This window comes from Gammaproteobacteria bacterium (assembly GCA_016199745.1).
GTDB lineage: Bacteria > Pseudomonadota > Gammaproteobacteria > Acidiferrobacterales > Sulfurifustaceae > JACQFZ01.
This window is the reverse complement of record JACQFZ010000050.1, coordinates 62,238-78,776: the sequence shown is the minus strand read 5'-3', so window position 1 is coordinate 78,776 and position 16,539 is coordinate 62,238. Positions and strand designations below refer to the sequence as shown.

Here is a 16,539-nt window from a genome sequence, read left to right as displayed (position 1 = left end):
ATCCTCCGGGTTGTCGGTTATTGCCTATTTCGCTTAATTTTTGTTGCGCGGTTCATCAGCAGGCCGCGCTGCATCGGATCCAGTTTCGAGGTGTAGCCAACGAATAAAGTCGTTGACAAGGGGTCGTTTCAACGCCATCGGCGGATAGAGCACGTAGTACTGGCTGTCGGTATCGACCGTTAAATCGAACGGTTGCAGTAGTCGGCCGCTGGCCAAATGACTCGTCACTAAAGCAATCCCGCAGAGCGCCACGCCTTGGCCGTCTAACGCCGCCTGGGTCACGACGTTGGTGTCGTCGAACACCGAGCCGCGACAAATTTTCTCGACCTCGTTCGCATTAATGTTGGCGGCGATCAGCCATTGGCGCCAACTCTCGTAGTCGGTGTCATGCAGCAGCGTATGGTGCCTGAGATCGTCCGGTGTTCGCAGCGGCCGCGCGCCGGCCAGCAGCGCCGGACTGCAGACCGGTGTCAGCGTCAATCCCATCAATGGTTCGGCGACGACGTTGGGCCAATCGCCGCGACCCCAGCGTATCGCCAGCTCGATGTCATCTTCGACAAAGTTGATCAATCGTCGCGAGTGATGCAGCCGCAAATCGACGTCGGGATGTATCGTCCAAAATCGTTCGAGCCGCGGCGCCAGCCAGCTACCGAACGAGGTGCCGAGGCCGATGGTCAATGTTTGTCGACCTTTGGTTGCGCGTAAGGCGGTGATGGTGTCGGCGATTTGATGAAACGACGTCTGCAACACCGGCAACAGTTGCCGACCTTGATCGGTCAGCCGCAGCTTGCGGTGCGCGCGCAGGAACAGCGCCGTTCCCAGGGCGTCTTCGAGCTGTTTGATCTGTTGGCTGATGGCGGCTTGGGTGACATGCAGCTCGGCGGCCGCCAGCGTAAAGCTCAGGTGGCGGGCGGCGACCTCGAAGGTGCGCAATAAGTTGAGCGGTGGAAGCGAGCGGGCCATTGTTCAGATAAGTATTGCTTATCCTCAATATTAGAATTGATTGCTTGAATCCACCAACTCCGGCCGACTATCGTTCAAGAATGATAATTGGAGCTTATCCTATGTGGGTGCCGCGGTTCACGCGTTTTGACGAGAGTACAGTCGAGGATTGGCAGCAGATCGATACGCTGTGCGCCGATTACGAGCGCGGGCTGGCCGATCGGGTATTACGCAGCCTGCAACTGCTGCAAGGTAATGAGCTCGGTATGCCGATCGATCGCTTACAGCATTCGCTGCAAACGGCGACCCGCGCTGCTGAAGACGGCGCCGATGAAGAGACCGTCGTCTGCGCGCTGTTGCATGACATCGGCGATGATCTGTCGCCCTATAACCACGGTGAGCTCGCCGCCGCTATCCTCAAGCCATATGTGTCCGCCGACAATCATTGGCTGGTGAGCAAGCACGGCGTCTTTCAAGGCTACTACTACTTCCACTTCGTCGGTCGTGATCGCAACGAGCGCGACCGTTACCGCGACCATCCCGCGTTCGAGCACACGGCACGTTTTTGCGAACGTTGGGATCAGACCTCGTTCGATCGTCACTATCCGACATTATCGCTCGCGGATTTCGTACCGATGGTTCGACGCCTCTTTAATAAAGCGCCGTACGGCGGTTTGCAGCAGGCGACTTAAGCAATGTCAGCGACAGTCGATCGTTTGCCATCGGCGACGGCGCAGTTGCGTGTCGTGTTACTCCCAATCAGCCCGGTGTTGCTCGGCGCGATGTTATTTGCACTGGCGCACGGCGGACTCTTCAACGTCATGGGCATTGCCTTGGCCGAGCACGGCTATCCGGAATCGACCATCGGTCTTCTGGGTTCAATGTTTTTCGTCGGTATCTTTGTCGGCGCGGCGTTGACCGAACGCTTTGTACGGCGCGTGCGTCATGTCCGTTGGTTCATGCTGCTCGCCGGTGTTGCCGGTGTTTCCACCGTTGCGCTCAGCTTGACGACGCCGGTCGTCGGTTGGGCGTTACTGCGGTTTCTGGCCGGTGTCGCCATGGGTGGCCATTGGTCGGTGGTCGAGGGTTGGATTCAGTTTCAGGCACATAACGCCGTGCGCGGTCGGAGCTTGGCGATTTATGAATGCGTGCGTGTCCTCGGTGTTGGTGCGAGCCCGTTGTTGCTTGGGTTATTTGCCGGCAACGATGCGTATATCGTCGCCGGTATTCTGTTTACCTTCGCGCTAGTGCCGGTGTGTTTTCTGACGTCAAAGGAACCGGAGATCGCGCCGAAGCAGCAAGCATTACCGATCGCCAAGCTCATCGCCTGTTCGCCGCTCGGTGGTATCTGCTGCATGATGTCCGGGTTCGTGCTGAGCGCGTTCTTCAGCATGGCGGGTGTATTCGGCAAGCAGTCGGGCCTGACGGCCGGCGAAATTTCCGGCTTTATCTCGTTTGTGCTGATCGCGCCGGCGGTGACGCAAATTCCGTTGGGCATGTTGAGCGATCGATTTGGTCGCCGCTTGCACGGCGTTGGCGGCGGCGTTGATGCTGGTGTTGGCCGACGTGCACAATTTTGTGGCATTGATGGCGCTTGGCGGATTAGTCGCCGGCACGAGCAATCCGCTTTACGCGTTGGGTGCGTCTCATGTCAACGACCGAATCAGCCGTGACGAAACGGTGCGCGCCAGTGTGACCTTGATCTCTATCAACGGCATTGGTTTGGCAATAGGCTCGCTGGTCGCCGGCTTCGCCATGCAAATGTTGGGGAACGATGGGCTTTTTATTTCGATATCAGCAGTGTTGGCGGTGGTGATAATTTGCGCGTTGGTGAGCCTGGCTGGCGCACGAACCGGCGAGGTTACATCATGATGCCGGTCGTTGTTGGTGCCGTGCTTTGCGCCGCCGCGTTGCATGCGACGTGGAATGCCATGCTGCGCAGCGGCGCCGATCCGTTTTGGACGATCACGGTAATGTCGATCGTGACGATGATCGTCGGTATACCGATGGTGCTCGTATTACCGTTGCCGCTACCAGCGAGTTGGCCGTATCTCGGTTTATCGTCGGTGCTGCAGACTTGCTACTGCTTGTTCCTGGTACGCGCCTATGGTCACGGCGAATTCAGCGAGGTGTATCCCATCGCCCGTGGGTCGTCGCCGTTGCTGGTGACGATTGGCGGCGCGGTGCTCGCCGGTGATCAGTTGAGTACCGCCGCGTGGTTCGGCGTGTTTTTGGTGTCGCTCGGCATTCTCAGCATGGCGCACGCGCATCGCCACGCCCGCGCCGTCGGTTCGGCGCTCGTTACCGGATTGTTTATCGCCAGCTACACCATCACCGACGGTATGGGCGCGCGTCTTGCCGGCAACTCGTACGCTTACTCGGCGTGGATCTTCGTGCTCTATGGAATCTTGATGGTACTGGCGTTTTTGGCAGCGCGCCGGCGATTGGTCATTCCGCTTGGTTCGCCGGCGACGATCAAAGCCACCGGCGGCGGAGTGTTGTCGTTGCTCACCTATGGCATTGTCATTTGGGCGATGACACAAAGCCCGATGGGCCCGGTATCGGCGTTGCGTGAGACCAGTATCGCCTTCGCCGCGCTGATCGGTCGGATGTTTCTCGGTGAGACGTTGACGTGGCGCAGGCTTGGTGCCTGCGTCGTGATCGCGGCCGGCGCGATTTGTTTGAGTTATCGGTTGTAAATGCGCGTTGTTTAATATCGCCAACGCTAACACGCTGCGCTTCTATTTTTTACTCTCTCATCGACGAGTATTAAAAAATCCCGACCGAAAGTCCCGCCGCCAATGTCATCCCCAGTTCTACACATCTCGCTAAATCTTCCGATGTCGTTTTTTCCTTGGCGATCACCGGTTCGGCAACCTTCTTCAACGGAAAGCCACGAACGATACGGTCGATGGCGTTAACCGCGCCGGTGCCGTCGTTGCCGGCGGCAACAAAAATCGCGTACGGCATGCCTTCGATCTTGCCTTGCGCCGGATAAAACACCCGGTCGAAAAAATCTTTCAGTGCGCCGGACATATAGCCGAAGTTCTCCGGCGTGCCGAAGATAACGCCGCTGGCGGAAGTTAAGTCGTCGACGCCGGTATCGAATGCGTGTTTCATCACCGTCTCGACATCGTCGATTTCGCGCGCACCGCGCAATACGGCGTCGGCCAGCTCGCCGGTGCGTACGCCTTGGGTGTGATAGACGATCAGTAGTTTTTTCATGAACGCTGGCGCGAGCGAAGACGCGGCAAAAATTATACGCCGCGCCTAAGCGGTAACCAACGCGACTTAGCCCAGCCAGTAGACGGGGTAGCGCCGCGCCTTGCCGATGTTGTTGATCACGAGCGCGACCAGCAAGATCAAGAGCACTCCCAATAGTGTGGGTGTGACCAGGAACGCCCAGCTCGGATGCGTCAGCATGACGATAACCGGATTGGAGCCCGCCGGCGGATGGACCGTGCGCGTCAACTGCATGGCGGCGATGGCACAAGCAAGCGCCAACGCCATGCTCCACCAAACGGCACCGAATGCGGTGAAAAACAACAGGCCAATTAGCGACGATAAGAAGTGGCCGGCGATGACATTACGCGGTTGCGAAAACGGTGACTTGGGAAAACCGAACACCAATACGCAACTGGCGCCGAACGAACCGAGCACCATCGGCATACCGAGCGTATCTGTCGCCAGCGCGACAGCGGCGATGGCCAGTAAGCCGCCGATCCAGGCCATGGCGATGCCGGGCAACGGCTCGCGCTCCGGAAGTGAACCGCCACCGCTGAGTTTGCTGAATGGAATTGGCATTTTTGATGTCCTTAGCAATTGTTATGAAAAACGGGAGCGTGGCGGTTTGCTCCAGGCTCCCGGGTCGATAGTAAAACGTGATCGGCGTCTGCCGTCTAATGATTGAGTGCCGGCCAGTTCTTCTCGGCTTGGGAGATAAATTTAGTCGACTCGCCAGCAAATGTCTTGTTGAGATCGCCGTTGAAATTGAGATACAGCTTGCCGTCGACGATGCTCCAGCCGTTTACCGGATCGACATCGAACAGTTTGCCGTTGGCAACCCCCCAGGAACAGAATCCGCCGTACTGCGGCGCATACTTTTCCGGATTGGCGGCGAACGCCTCTTTATTTTTTTCGCTGACGAAACGCCAGGTGACGCCGCCGTAGACAGACTCGTGTTCCGCTGAGCCCACCGCCGGTTTTCCTTTGTTGAAGTACGAGACGACGTCGTAGCCCTTGGCGCCGAGGCCGGCGTACATCGTGTTATATTCGCCGCCGGTTTGCTTGACGGCGTAAGCCGCGGGTGCGACCAGACCAGCGCTAGTAGCGGCAACGATCGCTAACGGAACGACGACGCGTCGTAGGGAGATGGCGTACGTGCTGATAAAACGACGGTTCATGACAATCCCCTATAAAAAGTTGAAGTGGATACGGCAGACGACGTTCGCCAATGTAGGACGGCGTGTCGTTGCGCTCTATGTGCGAGCGGGGGAGTTTTATGTCTGAACGTCCGGGTAACGATGCGGCGCCGGCGATCAAGCGCGTGCTCGACGATTACTTGCGCGCGGTGTCGTTCCAGTGCCAGGTATACTACCGCGGGCAGGTGTGCGAGACCTGGTCGCTCGATACCGCCGGCAGCGGCCACGTCAACTTTCATGCGATATGTCACGGCGAATGCTGGTTTCGCCTACCGGGTATGGATACGCCGTTGCGGCTGCAGCAAGGAGACGTCGTGGTGTTGCCGCACGACGCACCGCATTTATTGGCGTCGGCGCCCGATATAACGACGGGCTATGGCCAGATCTCGTTGCCGTCGCCGGTCGCGTTCGATCGTCAGCAGTCGGGGACGGCGCTCATTTGTGGTTATCTGATGATGGATCGTAGCGCCCATCGGCTTATCTTTTCGATGTTGCCGCCATATCTTATCGTTCGCAGCCAACACAGCGGGGCCGCCCAGTTTCGTCAGCTAATCGATTTGTTGTTCATCGAAGCGCAGGCCGACGCGCTGGCGGCAACCGCGGTGTTGGATCGGTTAGCCGATGCGCTGATGTTCTATGTGATTCGCTACGCCGTCGCCGGGAACGCGACTTCCGCCGGATTGTTGGCGGCGTTGCGCGACAAACAAATTTGCGCGGCGTTGATCAGCATGTGCGAGCAACCGGAGCGGGCGTGGACGTTGGAAGCGTTGGCGGAACAAGTGTTCCTATCGCGCTCGACGTTTGCCGAACGCTTTCATGCGTTGCTCGGACAGACGCCGATGGATTTTCTGCTCGATTGGCGCATGCAGCGGGCGCGGCGATGGTTGGAGCAAGACCGTCTGAGTGTGTCCGAAGTCGCCGCGCGTTGCGGCTATCAGTCCGATGCCGCCTTCAGTAAAGCCTTCAAGCGCGTGCTCGGCGTCGGTCCCGGCGAGTTGCGACGGGCCCGGCCGGCGCTCAAGTCCTGAGGCGCCGCCGGCCGGCTCCGTTCGGTTTTTTAAGATCCGGTTTTCCAATCGCCGCCGCGGTTCCACCAGCGGTTCGGATTGTCTTTCGCACCGATTGTTTTCGAGCGGCTCGCCAAAGCGGTTTGCACCGTAATTACCGGCTCTTCGTAACTATGGGCGGCGGCGATGGCATCGATTGTTTGGCGCAGCATGGCGTCGTTCGGGGGAATAAGGAACGATACAACGACCACGCCGGGGCGTTTGCGCACGTCGTCTTCGGCGCCCACATGAGACCCCGCGAGCGGTCGGTAATATTCGACGCCGCTGGCGGAGCGCAGCGCACATTTGTCGTTGTTGCCGTATTCCAACGGCACCACTGCCGTCAGTTTTTCTAAAATTCCGTCGACTTCATCCTCCGGCGCTTGGAACGTGATTTGCCATTGTGGGATCATCTGAACTAAGGGCGTGGAAAAATCGTTCAGTAGGTTTTCAGTTTTCATGCGTGCTCCTTATCAACCGGACCGAGGTGTCCAGGAGCAGCACGATACGGTGGGGCTACTGACAGCGTGCTGTCAGTAGCAAGTCGCTCAATGAAACGGGATGACCCACGCAAGCATCGGTCCATCGGCTGATGCTTGCAGCGAGAGATGTGCGCCGCGATTCTCGTCATTCAGTCGTACCACCGTTTGGCCGACGGCGAATCCAATCAGTGCGCCGGCGACGATGTCTGACGGCCAGTGGGCATTATGTTGGTGGCGTGCGTAGCCGACCAAGGTGGCGGTCGTGTAGGCGGCGGTATCGACCCAGGGCGAGTCGTAGTGCGCGCCGATGACCGAAGCGAGTGCGAATGCTTGGGTCGTGTGTCCGGAAGGAAAAGAATGGTTGTGGCCGAACGGGTGGAACTCGGTGTTGTCCGCGGTATCGCTCGGGCGTACGCGTCCTATCGTCCATTTGGTTAATGGTGTGATGATGACGGAGGCGATAATGCTGGCGGTAAGACCGTCTTCGGCGACAGCAGCAGCGCGCGGCGAATCGAATAATTTGGCGCCGGCATAAAAGCCAGCCATGGTGATGGCTGAAAACTCGCCGCCAAAACGTTCGACATTCGACGCGAGCCTATCCAATTCGCTTTCCTCGTCATCGGCGCCATCGCCTTCGCGTTTATCCATCAGTGCGCCGGTGCCGATCACCAATGCTGCGGCAACGCCGAATCCTTTCCAATCGTCGGCGTCCCATCGAGCCGGAGCGCTGAGCATATAGCGCGTGTCATGGACCAATTGTTGGCCGAACGAACGTTTGGATAGGCTTGGATCATCCGTCTTCAAGTCGATGGAAGATGCACCGGCGAGATCGGGCAGGGTGATTTCATCGCTTCGCGCCGACGGCGCCGCCAGCAACAAACAAAACAATGATAACCAGCGACGGTAAATGACAATGCGAGGACGTTCCATATCGTTTTCTATAGTTGAGATGAATGATAGTTAATCGCACAACGAAGATTATTTATTTGCTGGTGTGACCGATGGCCTGTTCTTTCAGCCAATCGGCGACTTTCAGCGCCGACCCCGACAGCATCGTGCCTTTACGGTGGATGAGGTAGTACGCGGCGCTTTCGATGGAAACATTGATGAACGGCGCCATCAGTTTACCGGATCGAATAAGCCGGTCCACCAGTGGTTGCCGACCCATGGCGATGCCCACGCCTTCCATGGCGGCTTGGAGCACGAGCTCCGAGCCTTCGAACGTGACGGTCCGTTGTTCCGGCGGTACCGGCAATCCATGCGCCTCGCACCAATCTTTCCATTCGTTGGTGTCATACGTATTGACGATGATCTTAGCTTCCGCCAGCACCTTCGCCATCGGCGCGTCGCGCCATTTTTTTAAATACGATTCAGCCGCCACCGGCAGTAACACTTCCGGCATCAGCTTAGTGATGTCGTAACCCGACCAATCGCCATAGCCGTAGCGAATGCCGAGGTCGATGTTCTCACGATCGAAGTCGCACAGGCGATTGGTGGTAATCAGCTGCAAGCTGAGGTCAGGGTGTTGCTGGTGCAAATCGCTCAGCCGCGGGATCAACCAGAAGGCGGCGAGCGACGTCGGCAATGTCAGCGTCGCCCGTCCGCGCGCCGGTGTGCCGGCCAATTCTTCCGTCGCCTCCGACAGCGTTTCGAGCGCGAGTCGGACCGCCTGAAAATATTTAGCGCCGGCAGCCGATAGATGCATCTCTCGGCCGTTTTTCTCGAACAGCCGCACGCCGAGGCGTTGTTCCAGGCGCCGAATCTGATGGCTGACCGCCGATTCGGTAACCGACAACAGCGCCGCCGCCTTCGAAAACCGCCCCGCCTGAGCGACCGCATGGAACGTTTTAAGCTCGTTTAGCGGCGGATAACGCAATTTCATGGGCCAAACCTTTAATTAGTGTTACTACAACAATACATGAAGAAAACTCAAGTTTACTACTATCTTTATCAATTGTTCGGCCAAGGCGGGAACGAGAGGATGCGCGCACCACAGCAGCTCGTACTCGAGCAGGATAAAACAAGCCAGTATGTTTCAGAAGATGCATTGGATCGTCGTGACCGCGCTCATGACGATCTTCGTTATGGTCGCGTTTGGATTCGGTCACTTTCTATTGTCGGCATTGGCGCCCGAGATGATCGAGCAGGGCGCGTTGTCCTATCGCGGTCTTGGCTGGGCCTCCAGTGCGTTTCAGCTCGGCCTCATTATTTTCTCGTTGGCGGTGCCGCTGATCGAAGGCCGGCTCAATCTCAGCCGCTTAGTATCGAGCTCGATTATTTTGTTCGGGCTGTTGCTGATCGGGCTGTTCTTCGTGCGCTCGGAAATGCTGATCGTTTTATTGATGTTCGCGCTCGGCTCGTTAGCGGCGATCAGCTGGGCGCCGATGGCGAATTTACTAAAAGAATTTATTCCAGCGACTTATTTTGCGCGGGCGATGGGCATTGCCTCGGGTGGCGCTGCTTACGCCATCGTTTTGGTCGGTACCGTAATGCCGATCGTTAACGACAAGCTCGACTGGAGCTTTAACTGGCTGATCTTCGGCGCCATCGCCGTTGCCTTGGGTGTGATTGGCTGGATCGTCGTTCCCAAGTCGCAATGCAGCCACCACGCGGCCGCGGCGCTTGACGTGACGTCGTCGACGCGGTCGATCGCGCCGTCATTGACGCTGCTTTATCTATTGATGTTTCTCTCGGGTGGCAGCCTGACGATATTTCCCACTTATTTGTCGGTCTACGCACGGCATGAGGTCGGACTGAACGCCGACACGGTTGGCGTACTTCTCAGCGTCATTGGTGCTGCTGGCATGTTCAGCGGTTACGTGATCGGTCATATCGCTGAACGTTTCACGACTCGTATCGGCCTCACCATCGGTCATTTGGTCGCCGGCGTGGCGATGGTCGTGTCGGTGGTATGGCCGATTAAGGAAGTATTGTTGCTGACGACTGCTATTTTCGGTTTGGCGATGTTCGGCACGCAGGCGGCATTTTATGCGCATATGGCGGCGGTCGTGCCGCGGGCGCGATTGTTGTCGGTATCGTCGATCGGTAATGTCAGCTTGTTCCTGGGCATCATGACCTTCAGCTTCTTGAGCGGTTATTGGAAGACCTATTTCGGTAGCTATACCTGGCTGTTGGCGATCGCCGGTCTCTTAGCCGTCGTTATCGCTATGGTCACCGCGTTACGGTTCGGTACCGGCGAGTCGATTAAAGTGGCTTACGTTCGACGCGGTAACGCGGCAGTCGTATAAAATCGCCACGGTGTCAGCGGCCAAACCCTTTGCCACGGTACTTGCCGACGATGGCGTCGTCGTCATCGAACAAAATGCCGAGCGGCTTTTAGCAACGATCGGCATCGACTGTTCCGGCAGTGAGCAAGTCGAACAACTGTGGCGCCAGCAGGGCGCACGTGTCGAAGCAGGCTGTATCAAAGTTCCTGCCGGCTTAGCGCGTGCGATCATCGCGCGCTCGGCGCCGGCATCGTTTCGGCAACTCGCGCGCGACCACGCGTATTCAATCGATTTTGGCCAGGGCAGCGGTGTCTGCGCGCCGGCGTCGTTTACGCCTTTCCTACTTACCCCGGACGGTCAGCGGCGTTATACGACCAGCGCCGATCTCGCGGTGCTGACACAACTCGTGCAAGCATCGAGCGGACTGCGTCACGCCGGTACGTTGTGCGAGGTTACCGACGTGGCGACGCCGGTGCGGCACTTGCAACATCTCGCCATCCAATTCCGCTATACCGGTAAACCTCTCTTAGGACCGAAGCCGTCGGTCGAACGCTATAAAGATGCATTGATGCTGGCGACGATCGTGTTTGAACGAGAGATGGTGGGTCGCTGCTGCTTACTTAATATCATCAACCCCGATTCGCCGTTGCGTTTCGACAAAGGCGTGATCGAGGCGCTGTGTTATTCGGCAGCGACCGGGCAGGCGACCCAGGTTGCGTCATGGCTGGTGCTTGGCATGATGGCGCCGACGACGATTGCCGGTGCACTAGCGCAAGGATTCGCCGAGGTCCTATTCGGTTTAGCGACGACACAGTTGGTGAATCCCGGGGCACCGGTCATGGGGGGAATTGTCGGTGTTCCGTTCTCGATGAAATCCATGCGGCCGGATTGTGGCAAGCCGACCACCTGGCTGGTAAGTCTGGCGGCAGGGCAGCTGTTCCGCCGGCTGGGCGTGCCATACCGGCTCGATGGCGGATTCACCTCGGCGAAATGCGTCGACGCGCAAGCGGCCGCCGAATCGAGCTTTTCCTTGCAATTGGCTCTAGACGCGGGCGCAGACTTTGTATTACATGCCGCCGGCTGGATGGATAACGGGCTCGCCGTCAGCCAAGATAAATGGCACTTGGATCACGCCGGCTTGCTTCATATAAGGAAGTCGCGTGGCAACTGGGCCGATGACGCGCTGTTGCCGCATTCGGAAATTTCGCAACTCAATATAAAGATAGATATGGCACTCAACGATTTCGTGCGGGCCCGCTCGGAAGAATTGCTGGCTCTGGAACATGACAAGTACTAACACGACCCCCAGTAACAAAGATCTTTGGTTGGGCTTGGATACTGGCGGGACTTACACCGACGCGGTCATCCTCAACGGTAGCAAGCAGGTCATCGCTACTGCCAAGTCACTGACGACCAAGCACGACCTATCGATCGGTCTCGCCGGCGCGATCAAAGCGGTAATCGAAAAATTGCCGGCGCCGTTATCGTCGGCCGACATCAGCCTAGTCTCGGTGTCGACCACATTGGCAACCAATGCCGTGGTCGAGAACCAGCGCGGTCCGATTTGTGCCATCTTGATCGGCTACGATGAGCAGATGCTGTCGCGCGCCGGGCTGCGCGAGGCGTTGATCAATAGCCCGACCGCTTTGATCGCCGGCGGTCATCGCGCCAGCGGTGAAGAGCTGGCGCCGCTCGATATCGAAGCGGCGACGGCGGTGGTGCTCAAGCACGCGGCGCGGGTCGACGCCTTCGCTGTCTCCAGCCTTTTTTCGGTGCGCAATCCGAGCCATGAAGTCCGCTTACGCCAACTGATTCGCGATCTCACGCACAAGCCGGTCACTTGTGGTCACGAGCTGACATCGCGGCTCGACGCGCCGCGGCGCGCGTTGACGACCGCGCTCAACGCGCAATTGACGCCGCAGATTCGGCATTTGATCGAAGCGGTGCAAGCAGTACTGGCAATCGAGCGCATCCATGCGTCGCTGATGGTGGTGAAGGGCGATGGTTCGTTGATGGATGCCAAGGTCGCGTTGGAGTGTCCGGTCGAAACGATCTTGTCGGGACCGGCGGCCAGCGTCGTTGGCGCGAAATTTTTGACCGGCATAGAAGATTTTGTCGTGTCCGACATGGGCGGCACGACCACTGACATCGCCATCGTCCGTGACGGCAAGCCGGTGTTGAACGACGAGGGCGCACTGGTCGGTGGTTGGAACACGATGGTGCAGGCGGTCGACGTGCGCACGTATGGCCTCGGCGGCGACAGTGAAGTCGGCTTCAACGATCAGGCGCAGTTGACCATCGGCCCACGGCGAGTCGTGCCGTTGAGTTTATTGGCGAAGACGACGCCGGCGATCCTCGATGTGTTGCGGGCGCAAGCGCTCGCGGAAATCCCGCCGTTACACCCGGCGCGGTTCGCATTTCGCCAAAGTGCTCGCACCGACGTGCATCTAAGCTCCAAAATCGAGCAAAAAGTTTGGGATGCGCTCGCGCCGGGACCGCAACCGTTAGCCGAGATCGCCCGCAGCGCCAGCGCGCTACGGGCACTGCGATCGCTGGTGAGTCAGGGCCTCGTCGCCGCGTCCGGCATCACGCCGAGTGATGCGATGCACGTGTTGGGCGAGCAACACAGCTGGGACGTGGAAGCAGCGCGACTGGGTGCGGCATTGTTGATTCGTGAGCGTCGCGGTTGGCTAGAGCAACTGAGCGATACCGATGTCCCAGAATTCTGTACCGAAATACGCGAAGCCGTCGTTCGTCAAACCGGACGGGTGGTGTTCGAGGCAGTGCTGGCGCATGATCCATGCATTCGTCGCGCCACCAGCGGCAGCTGGGGCCGGTTCGGCGACACGTTCATCGAAGATGTGGTCAGCGGCAAGATGTTCTCGCGGTTGGCGAATGTCACTTTCAGTCTGAATGCCTCGCTCATCGCCATCGGTGCGCCGGTGCGTAGTTACTATCCGCAAGTAGCGGAGCGCTTGCAGGCGCCGTTGGTGATTCCGGAGCATGCGGCCGTGACCAACGCCATCGGTGCTGTTGCCGGCGTCGTCATGCAGTCGGTCGAGATTTTGGTAACACAGCCGAAGCTCGAGCTGTTTCGCGTGCACGGACCCGAGGGTCCACAAGATTTTCCGGATGCCGACGCGGCGATTGCTCGAGCTGCCGAGATTGCACAAGTGCTGGCGCGCGATGCGGCGCTACGAGCAGGCGCGGTTATGCCCAAAGTCGATACAGTGGTGCAGAAGAAAGTGGCCAAGCAAACCAGCGGCAAAGATTTTTTGGCCGAGGCAACAGTACGGTCGACGGCGACCGGCCGGCCGTTGGCGGCCGACGTCGTTAATTAAAAGAAGTTAGCGTTACGCGTAGGGCGGTTTAATGCCATGCGCGCCGTCATCGTGTCGCGCCAGGGTGTCGCAGATCTGGTAGTAGTCGCCGGCGGCAGAAGCATAAATATGCGCGACCAGCGAAAGTCCGGTCGGTTGATCGAGCGAGCCAGCCATGATGGCAATGTGCAGCTCTTTCTGCGGATGCCAGAATAGATTAGATCCGCATTCCTGGCAGAAGCCGCGACGCGCGGCGGCGGATGATTGATACCAGCGTAAACCGCGGTCTTCGGTCAAACGCAGGTGCTGCGCCTCACAGGCAGTGGCTGCCACATAATGGCCGCTGGTGCGGCGACACATTTCGCAGTGGCAGGCCACGACCGGACGCAACGGTCCGTGAACTTCATACTGTACGGCACCGCATAAGCAATGGCCGCGTGCACGCGGATCCGTTGTTGATTCGATGTTGTGCGTTGTCATTTTTTTTCCAACGGCTCCATGCGGTCACGCTACCGAAGATCGATTCGGGTTAGCGTCGACCGCGGCGGTAATTTTTGCTCGGGCCAATGCTTGAAGTTCAACACTTGTCCTTCGCGGCGTGCATGGTCCACGCGCTCTGGTTCGATACCGGCATATACCCACTTGGCTTCGTTGACCGGACCTTGCGCAATCACACCGTCGTCGGGAAAACCACGCTCCGGCGGACCATAAAAACCGGCGGCGCCGACATTGATATCTACTGCCGGCGACCACGCCGCCGAACCCACGAGCGGCGATTGGATGACATAGCACTGGTTTTCCAAGGCGCGTGCTTGCGCGCCAACGCGGACACGAAAGTAACCGGCGACCGTGTCGGTGCAGCTCGGCGTCAAAATTAAAATTGCGCCAGCCTCGGCTTGTGCACGCGCAAACAGCGGAAACTCGACGTCGTAACAGATATTCACGCCGATACAGCCGAGCGCGGTGTCAAACACACGCAACTCGTCGCTCGACTGAATGCCCCATTGCTCGCGCTCGAAGCGCGTCATGATTTGTTTGTCTTGATAATCGCTGGCGCCGCTCGGCGCGCACAACCATGTACGGTTGTGGAAACGTCCGGGCGATACCTGCCATGGAAAACTTCCGGCGAGCAGGTAAACCTGATGCGTCTGTGCCAGTCGACGGTGTAACGCCAAATAATCGTCGCGTAATTGCTGCAGCTCGATCAGTTGTGCCGCGAGATCTGCTTGCACATCAGGAGCGAACAGCGCCGGTAGCGACATCGACGCATATTCCGGAAACACGAGCAGTTGTGCGCCACGCGCCGCCGCTTCCGCTACCCAGGCCGATAAGGTGTCTTCGATTTCGGTCCACGACGCCGGTTTGCTGACCGGATATTGCGCGGCGGCGGCGACGAATCCGTTCATGCGGTCGCGCTCAAGTCGCGCCGCCAAAACGTCATCGGCTTGGCGGTAGATTCGGTTTCACCGATATCGGGCCAAGAGTAGGTCGTCACCATGTCCGCTACCTTGTGATATCCGCGGCGCGTCCAGAAGGCATCGTTCGGCACATAGTCGACCGGTTTCGCCGGATGATTCATCGGGCGCTCGACTGAGCAGAAAGCACAAATCGACAAGTTGTGTTCGCGCGCATGCGCTTCGCGCAGTTCGAAAAAGCGCACACCTAAGCCACGACCGCGATAAGGTTTCAGCAGTACCGACTCACCGAAATAATTGATGCGTGAAATATCGTGGCCGTGATCGATAAACGGTTGTTGCGACTCAGCGCCCGCGTCCGCTAACGGCAACACGGTAGTCGCGCCGATACAGTGATTGCCATCCCACACCAACACCGCCAAGCTGCGCGGGCAGCGCAAATACACATCGAGATATTTTTTTTCGTACTCGCGTGTACCGTCGTACAAATACGGCCAATCGCGAAAGACAGTGATGCGCAACTCGGCCAGTGTGTCGAGCTGTTGTGCGATCGCTGCACCCCGTAACGACTCCAGCCGTAAGTCCGCCATCAGGTACCCACCTGTCGCAGCCAATCTTGCAGGTTGTAATAGTTAGTCACGCGCGCGACTTTGTCGTCGCGGATTTCAAAAAATGCGCCGCCGGGAAGGCGATACGTTTGTCCGGCGGCCGGCGGTAGGCCTTCGTCGGTTTTCAAATATTGGCCCAGCACGGTGAACTCAACCGCAGCGCGACTGCCATCGTCGTTGGTCATGATGACGATATCGGCAATTTGTTCGCGATAGCTGGTATTCATGCGCTCCATGAAGCGAGCAAACGTAGCCCGTCCGACCTCGCGACCTCCTTGATTGATATCGTGAATCACATCCTCGGTCAGCAAGCCAAGGAATGTGTCCCAGGCGGCGGCGTTGAAGGCGGCGTAGTAGCGCTCGAGCAGCGAACGAGTCTTGGTATTCATAAGGGTGTGCCCGTGATCCTTGTAGAAACAGCGACAATAAGCGGATATTACGACCGGCGATTTTACAGTGGCGGGTGCCGGCAACCTCTACTATAAAGGGCTGAGGTCTGTTCAAAAAACGCCTCTCGCATCGTTAGGGAAAGGTCTTATACTTTGCGTGTGGCACCCGGACATAACGGCCAAACGGACTAAGAAACTGGTTTCCTGAAGTGCTCGCCCTAGGAGAGACCCAATGGAATTTGAGCGTGTTTTAGTTCCTTTAGATTTTTCCGACAGTTCCCGCCATGCTCTTGAAGTTGCGCTCAAACGATTCGGCTCGCCGCAGACTACCTTCGTACTGCTGCATGTCGTAGAAAATGCGCCGACACCGTCCGATGACGATGGAATGATGGGCGATTTATACGCGCGGGCACAGGACGTCGCGCACAATAAGCTAGTGAATTTAGCGCGCACTGCCGCCGGCTGCAAAGCGGTGACCCCTGTCGTCGAGTACGGTCGGTCGGGAGCTACGATTGTGCGCGCGGCCAAGGCACATGAGGTCGACCTCGTGGTGCTGGGTTCTCATGGCACTAGCAGCCTATCTAAGGCGTTTTTTGGTGCGACGACCTATTATGTCGCACGACGAATCCATTGCTCGTGTCTGATCGTTAAATTGAAGGAAGAGTAGTTTCGCTTTTTTCAATTTGCAG

20 protein-coding genes are annotated in these 16,539 nt (G+C 58.0%); 9 read left to right on the top strand and 11 right to left on the bottom strand.

Annotated features, from left to right (window positions below; genetic code table 11):
- Positions 1–33 precede the first annotated feature (33 nt).
- Positions 34–963, bottom strand: a complete 930-nt coding sequence (gene gcvA / locus HY308_13535; protein ID MBI3899301.1) for a transcriptional regulator GcvA — start codon at positions 961–963, stop codon at positions 34–36.
- Positions 964–1,064: 101 nt separating this feature from the next.
- Between gcvA and HY308_13530 the strand changes: the two genes are divergently transcribed.
- The 4 genes from HY308_13530 to HY308_13515 are packed head-to-tail and all read left to right on the top strand — an operon-like array spanning position 1,065 to position 3,641.
- Positions 1,065–1,634 carry an HD domain-containing protein gene (locus HY308_13530; GenBank protein MBI3899300.1) on the top strand — a complete coding sequence of 190 codons (570 nt, stop codon included), beginning with the start codon at positions 1,065–1,067 and terminating at the stop codon, positions 1,632–1,634.
- Between the two features lie 3 nt (positions 1,635–1,637).
- The gene (locus HY308_13525) at positions 1,638–2,615 is read left to right on the top strand and encodes an MFS transporter (protein ID MBI3899299.1); all 978 of its coding nucleotides are present in this window, start codon (positions 1,638–1,640) and stop codon (positions 2,613–2,615) included.
- Between the two features lie 19 nt (positions 2,616–2,634).
- Positions 2,635–2,814 carry a hypothetical protein gene (locus HY308_13520; protein ID MBI3899298.1) on the top strand — a complete coding sequence of 60 codons (180 nt, stop codon included), beginning with the start codon at positions 2,635–2,637 and terminating at the stop codon, positions 2,812–2,814.
- Complete coding sequence (locus HY308_13515) at positions 2,811–3,641, top strand: EamA family transporter (protein ID MBI3899297.1); 831 nt, start codon at positions 2,811–2,813, stop codon at positions 3,639–3,641. Before HY308_13520 ends, HY308_13515 begins: the two co-directional genes overlap by 4 nt.
- A 70-nt stretch (positions 3,642–3,711) precedes the next feature.
- Here HY308_13515 and HY308_13510 read toward each other — a convergent pair whose 3' ends face one another.
- The 3 genes from HY308_13510 to HY308_13500 form a co-directional block, all read right to left on the bottom strand.
- The gene (locus HY308_13510; protein ID MBI3899296.1) at positions 3,712–4,167 is read right to left on the bottom strand and encodes a flavodoxin family protein; all 456 of its coding nucleotides are present in this window, start codon (positions 4,165–4,167) and stop codon (positions 3,712–3,714) included.
- Positions 4,168–4,233: 66 nt separating this feature from the next.
- Positions 4,234–4,746 carry an HPP family protein gene (locus HY308_13505; GenBank protein ID MBI3899295.1) on the bottom strand — a complete coding sequence of 171 codons (513 nt, stop codon included), beginning with the start codon at positions 4,744–4,746 and terminating at the stop codon, positions 4,234–4,236.
- 95 nt (positions 4,747–4,841) lie between these two features.
- On the bottom strand, positions 4,842–5,204 hold the full coding sequence (locus HY308_13500; GenBank protein ID MBI3899294.1) for a YHS domain-containing protein: 363 nt from the start codon (positions 5,202–5,204) through the stop codon (positions 4,842–4,844).
- Between the two features lie 239 nt (positions 5,205–5,443).
- Here HY308_13500 and HY308_13495 point away from each other — a divergent pair, with 239 nt between their 5' ends.
- Complete coding sequence (locus HY308_13495; protein MBI3899293.1) at positions 5,444–6,391, top strand: AraC family transcriptional regulator; 948 nt, start codon at positions 5,444–5,446, stop codon at positions 6,389–6,391.
- 29 nt (positions 6,392–6,420) lie between these two features.
- Here HY308_13495 and HY308_13490 read toward each other — a convergent pair whose 3' ends face one another.
- From HY308_13490 to HY308_13480, 3 genes are all read right to left on the bottom strand, one after another.
- Entirely contained in the window at positions 6,421–6,822 is a 402-nt protein-coding gene (locus HY308_13490) for a hypothetical protein (GenBank protein ID MBI3899292.1), read from the bottom strand.
- Positions 6,823–6,957: 135 nt separating this feature from the next.
- The gene (locus HY308_13485; protein ID MBI3899291.1) at positions 6,958–7,821 is read right to left on the bottom strand and encodes a phosphatase PAP2 family protein; all 864 of its coding nucleotides are present in this window, start codon (positions 7,819–7,821) and stop codon (positions 6,958–6,960) included.
- A 52-nt stretch (positions 7,822–7,873) separates the two neighbouring features.
- A complete protein-coding gene (locus HY308_13480; protein ID MBI3899290.1) occupies positions 7,874–8,773 on the bottom strand; it encodes a LysR family transcriptional regulator in 900 nt (299 codons plus the stop codon).
- Between the two features lie 148 nt (positions 8,774–8,921).
- Here HY308_13480 and HY308_13475 point away from each other — a divergent pair, with 148 nt between their 5' ends.
- Genes HY308_13475 through HY308_13465 form a run of 3 tightly spaced genes read left to right on the top strand, consistent with a single transcriptional unit; the run spans position 8,922 to position 13,459 of the window.
- The gene (locus HY308_13475) at positions 8,922–10,139 is read left to right on the top strand and encodes an MFS transporter (protein MBI3899289.1); all 1,218 of its coding nucleotides are present in this window, start codon (positions 8,922–8,924) and stop codon (positions 10,137–10,139) included.
- A gap of 10 nt (positions 10,140–10,149) precedes the next feature.
- Complete coding sequence (locus HY308_13470; GenBank protein MBI3899288.1) at positions 10,150–11,415, top strand: trimethylamine methyltransferase family protein; 1,266 nt, start codon at positions 10,150–10,152, stop codon at positions 11,413–11,415.
- On the top strand, positions 11,402–13,459 hold the full coding sequence (locus HY308_13465) for a hydantoinase/oxoprolinase family protein (protein MBI3899287.1): 2,058 nt from the start codon (positions 11,402–11,404) through the stop codon (positions 13,457–13,459). Before HY308_13470 ends, HY308_13465 begins: the two co-directional genes overlap by 14 nt.
- Positions 13,460–13,471: 12 nt before the next feature.
- On the opposite strand, the gene HY308_13460 is transcribed toward HY308_13465, so the two are convergent.
- Genes HY308_13460 through HY308_13445 form a run of 4 tightly spaced genes read right to left on the bottom strand, consistent with a single transcriptional unit; the run spans position 13,472 to position 15,850 of the window.
- Complete coding sequence (locus tag HY308_13460; protein ID MBI3899286.1) at positions 13,472–13,918, bottom strand: GFA family protein; 447 nt, start codon at positions 13,916–13,918, stop codon at positions 13,472–13,474.
- Positions 13,919–13,947: 29 nt separating this feature from the next.
- On the bottom strand, positions 13,948–14,844 hold the full coding sequence (locus HY308_13455) for a carbon-nitrogen hydrolase family protein (protein MBI3899285.1): 897 nt from the start codon (positions 14,842–14,844) through the stop codon (positions 13,948–13,950).
- Positions 14,841–15,443 carry a GNAT family N-acetyltransferase gene (locus HY308_13450; protein MBI3899284.1) on the bottom strand — a complete coding sequence of 201 codons (603 nt, stop codon included), beginning with the start codon at positions 15,441–15,443 and terminating at the stop codon, positions 14,841–14,843. Before HY308_13450 ends, HY308_13455 begins: the two co-directional genes overlap by 4 nt.
- Positions 15,443–15,850 (bottom strand): nuclear transport factor 2 family protein, encoded by a 408-nt coding sequence (locus HY308_13445; protein MBI3899283.1) that lies wholly within the window; start codon positions 15,848–15,850, stop codon positions 15,443–15,445. Before HY308_13445 ends, HY308_13450 begins: the two co-directional genes overlap by 1 nt.
- Positions 15,851–16,082: 232 nt before the next feature.
- Here HY308_13445 and HY308_13440 point away from each other — a divergent pair, with 232 nt between their 5' ends.
- Complete coding sequence (locus HY308_13440; GenBank protein MBI3899282.1) at positions 16,083–16,517, top strand: universal stress protein; 435 nt, start codon at positions 16,083–16,085, stop codon at positions 16,515–16,517.
- Positions 16,518–16,539: the final 22 nt, after the last annotated feature.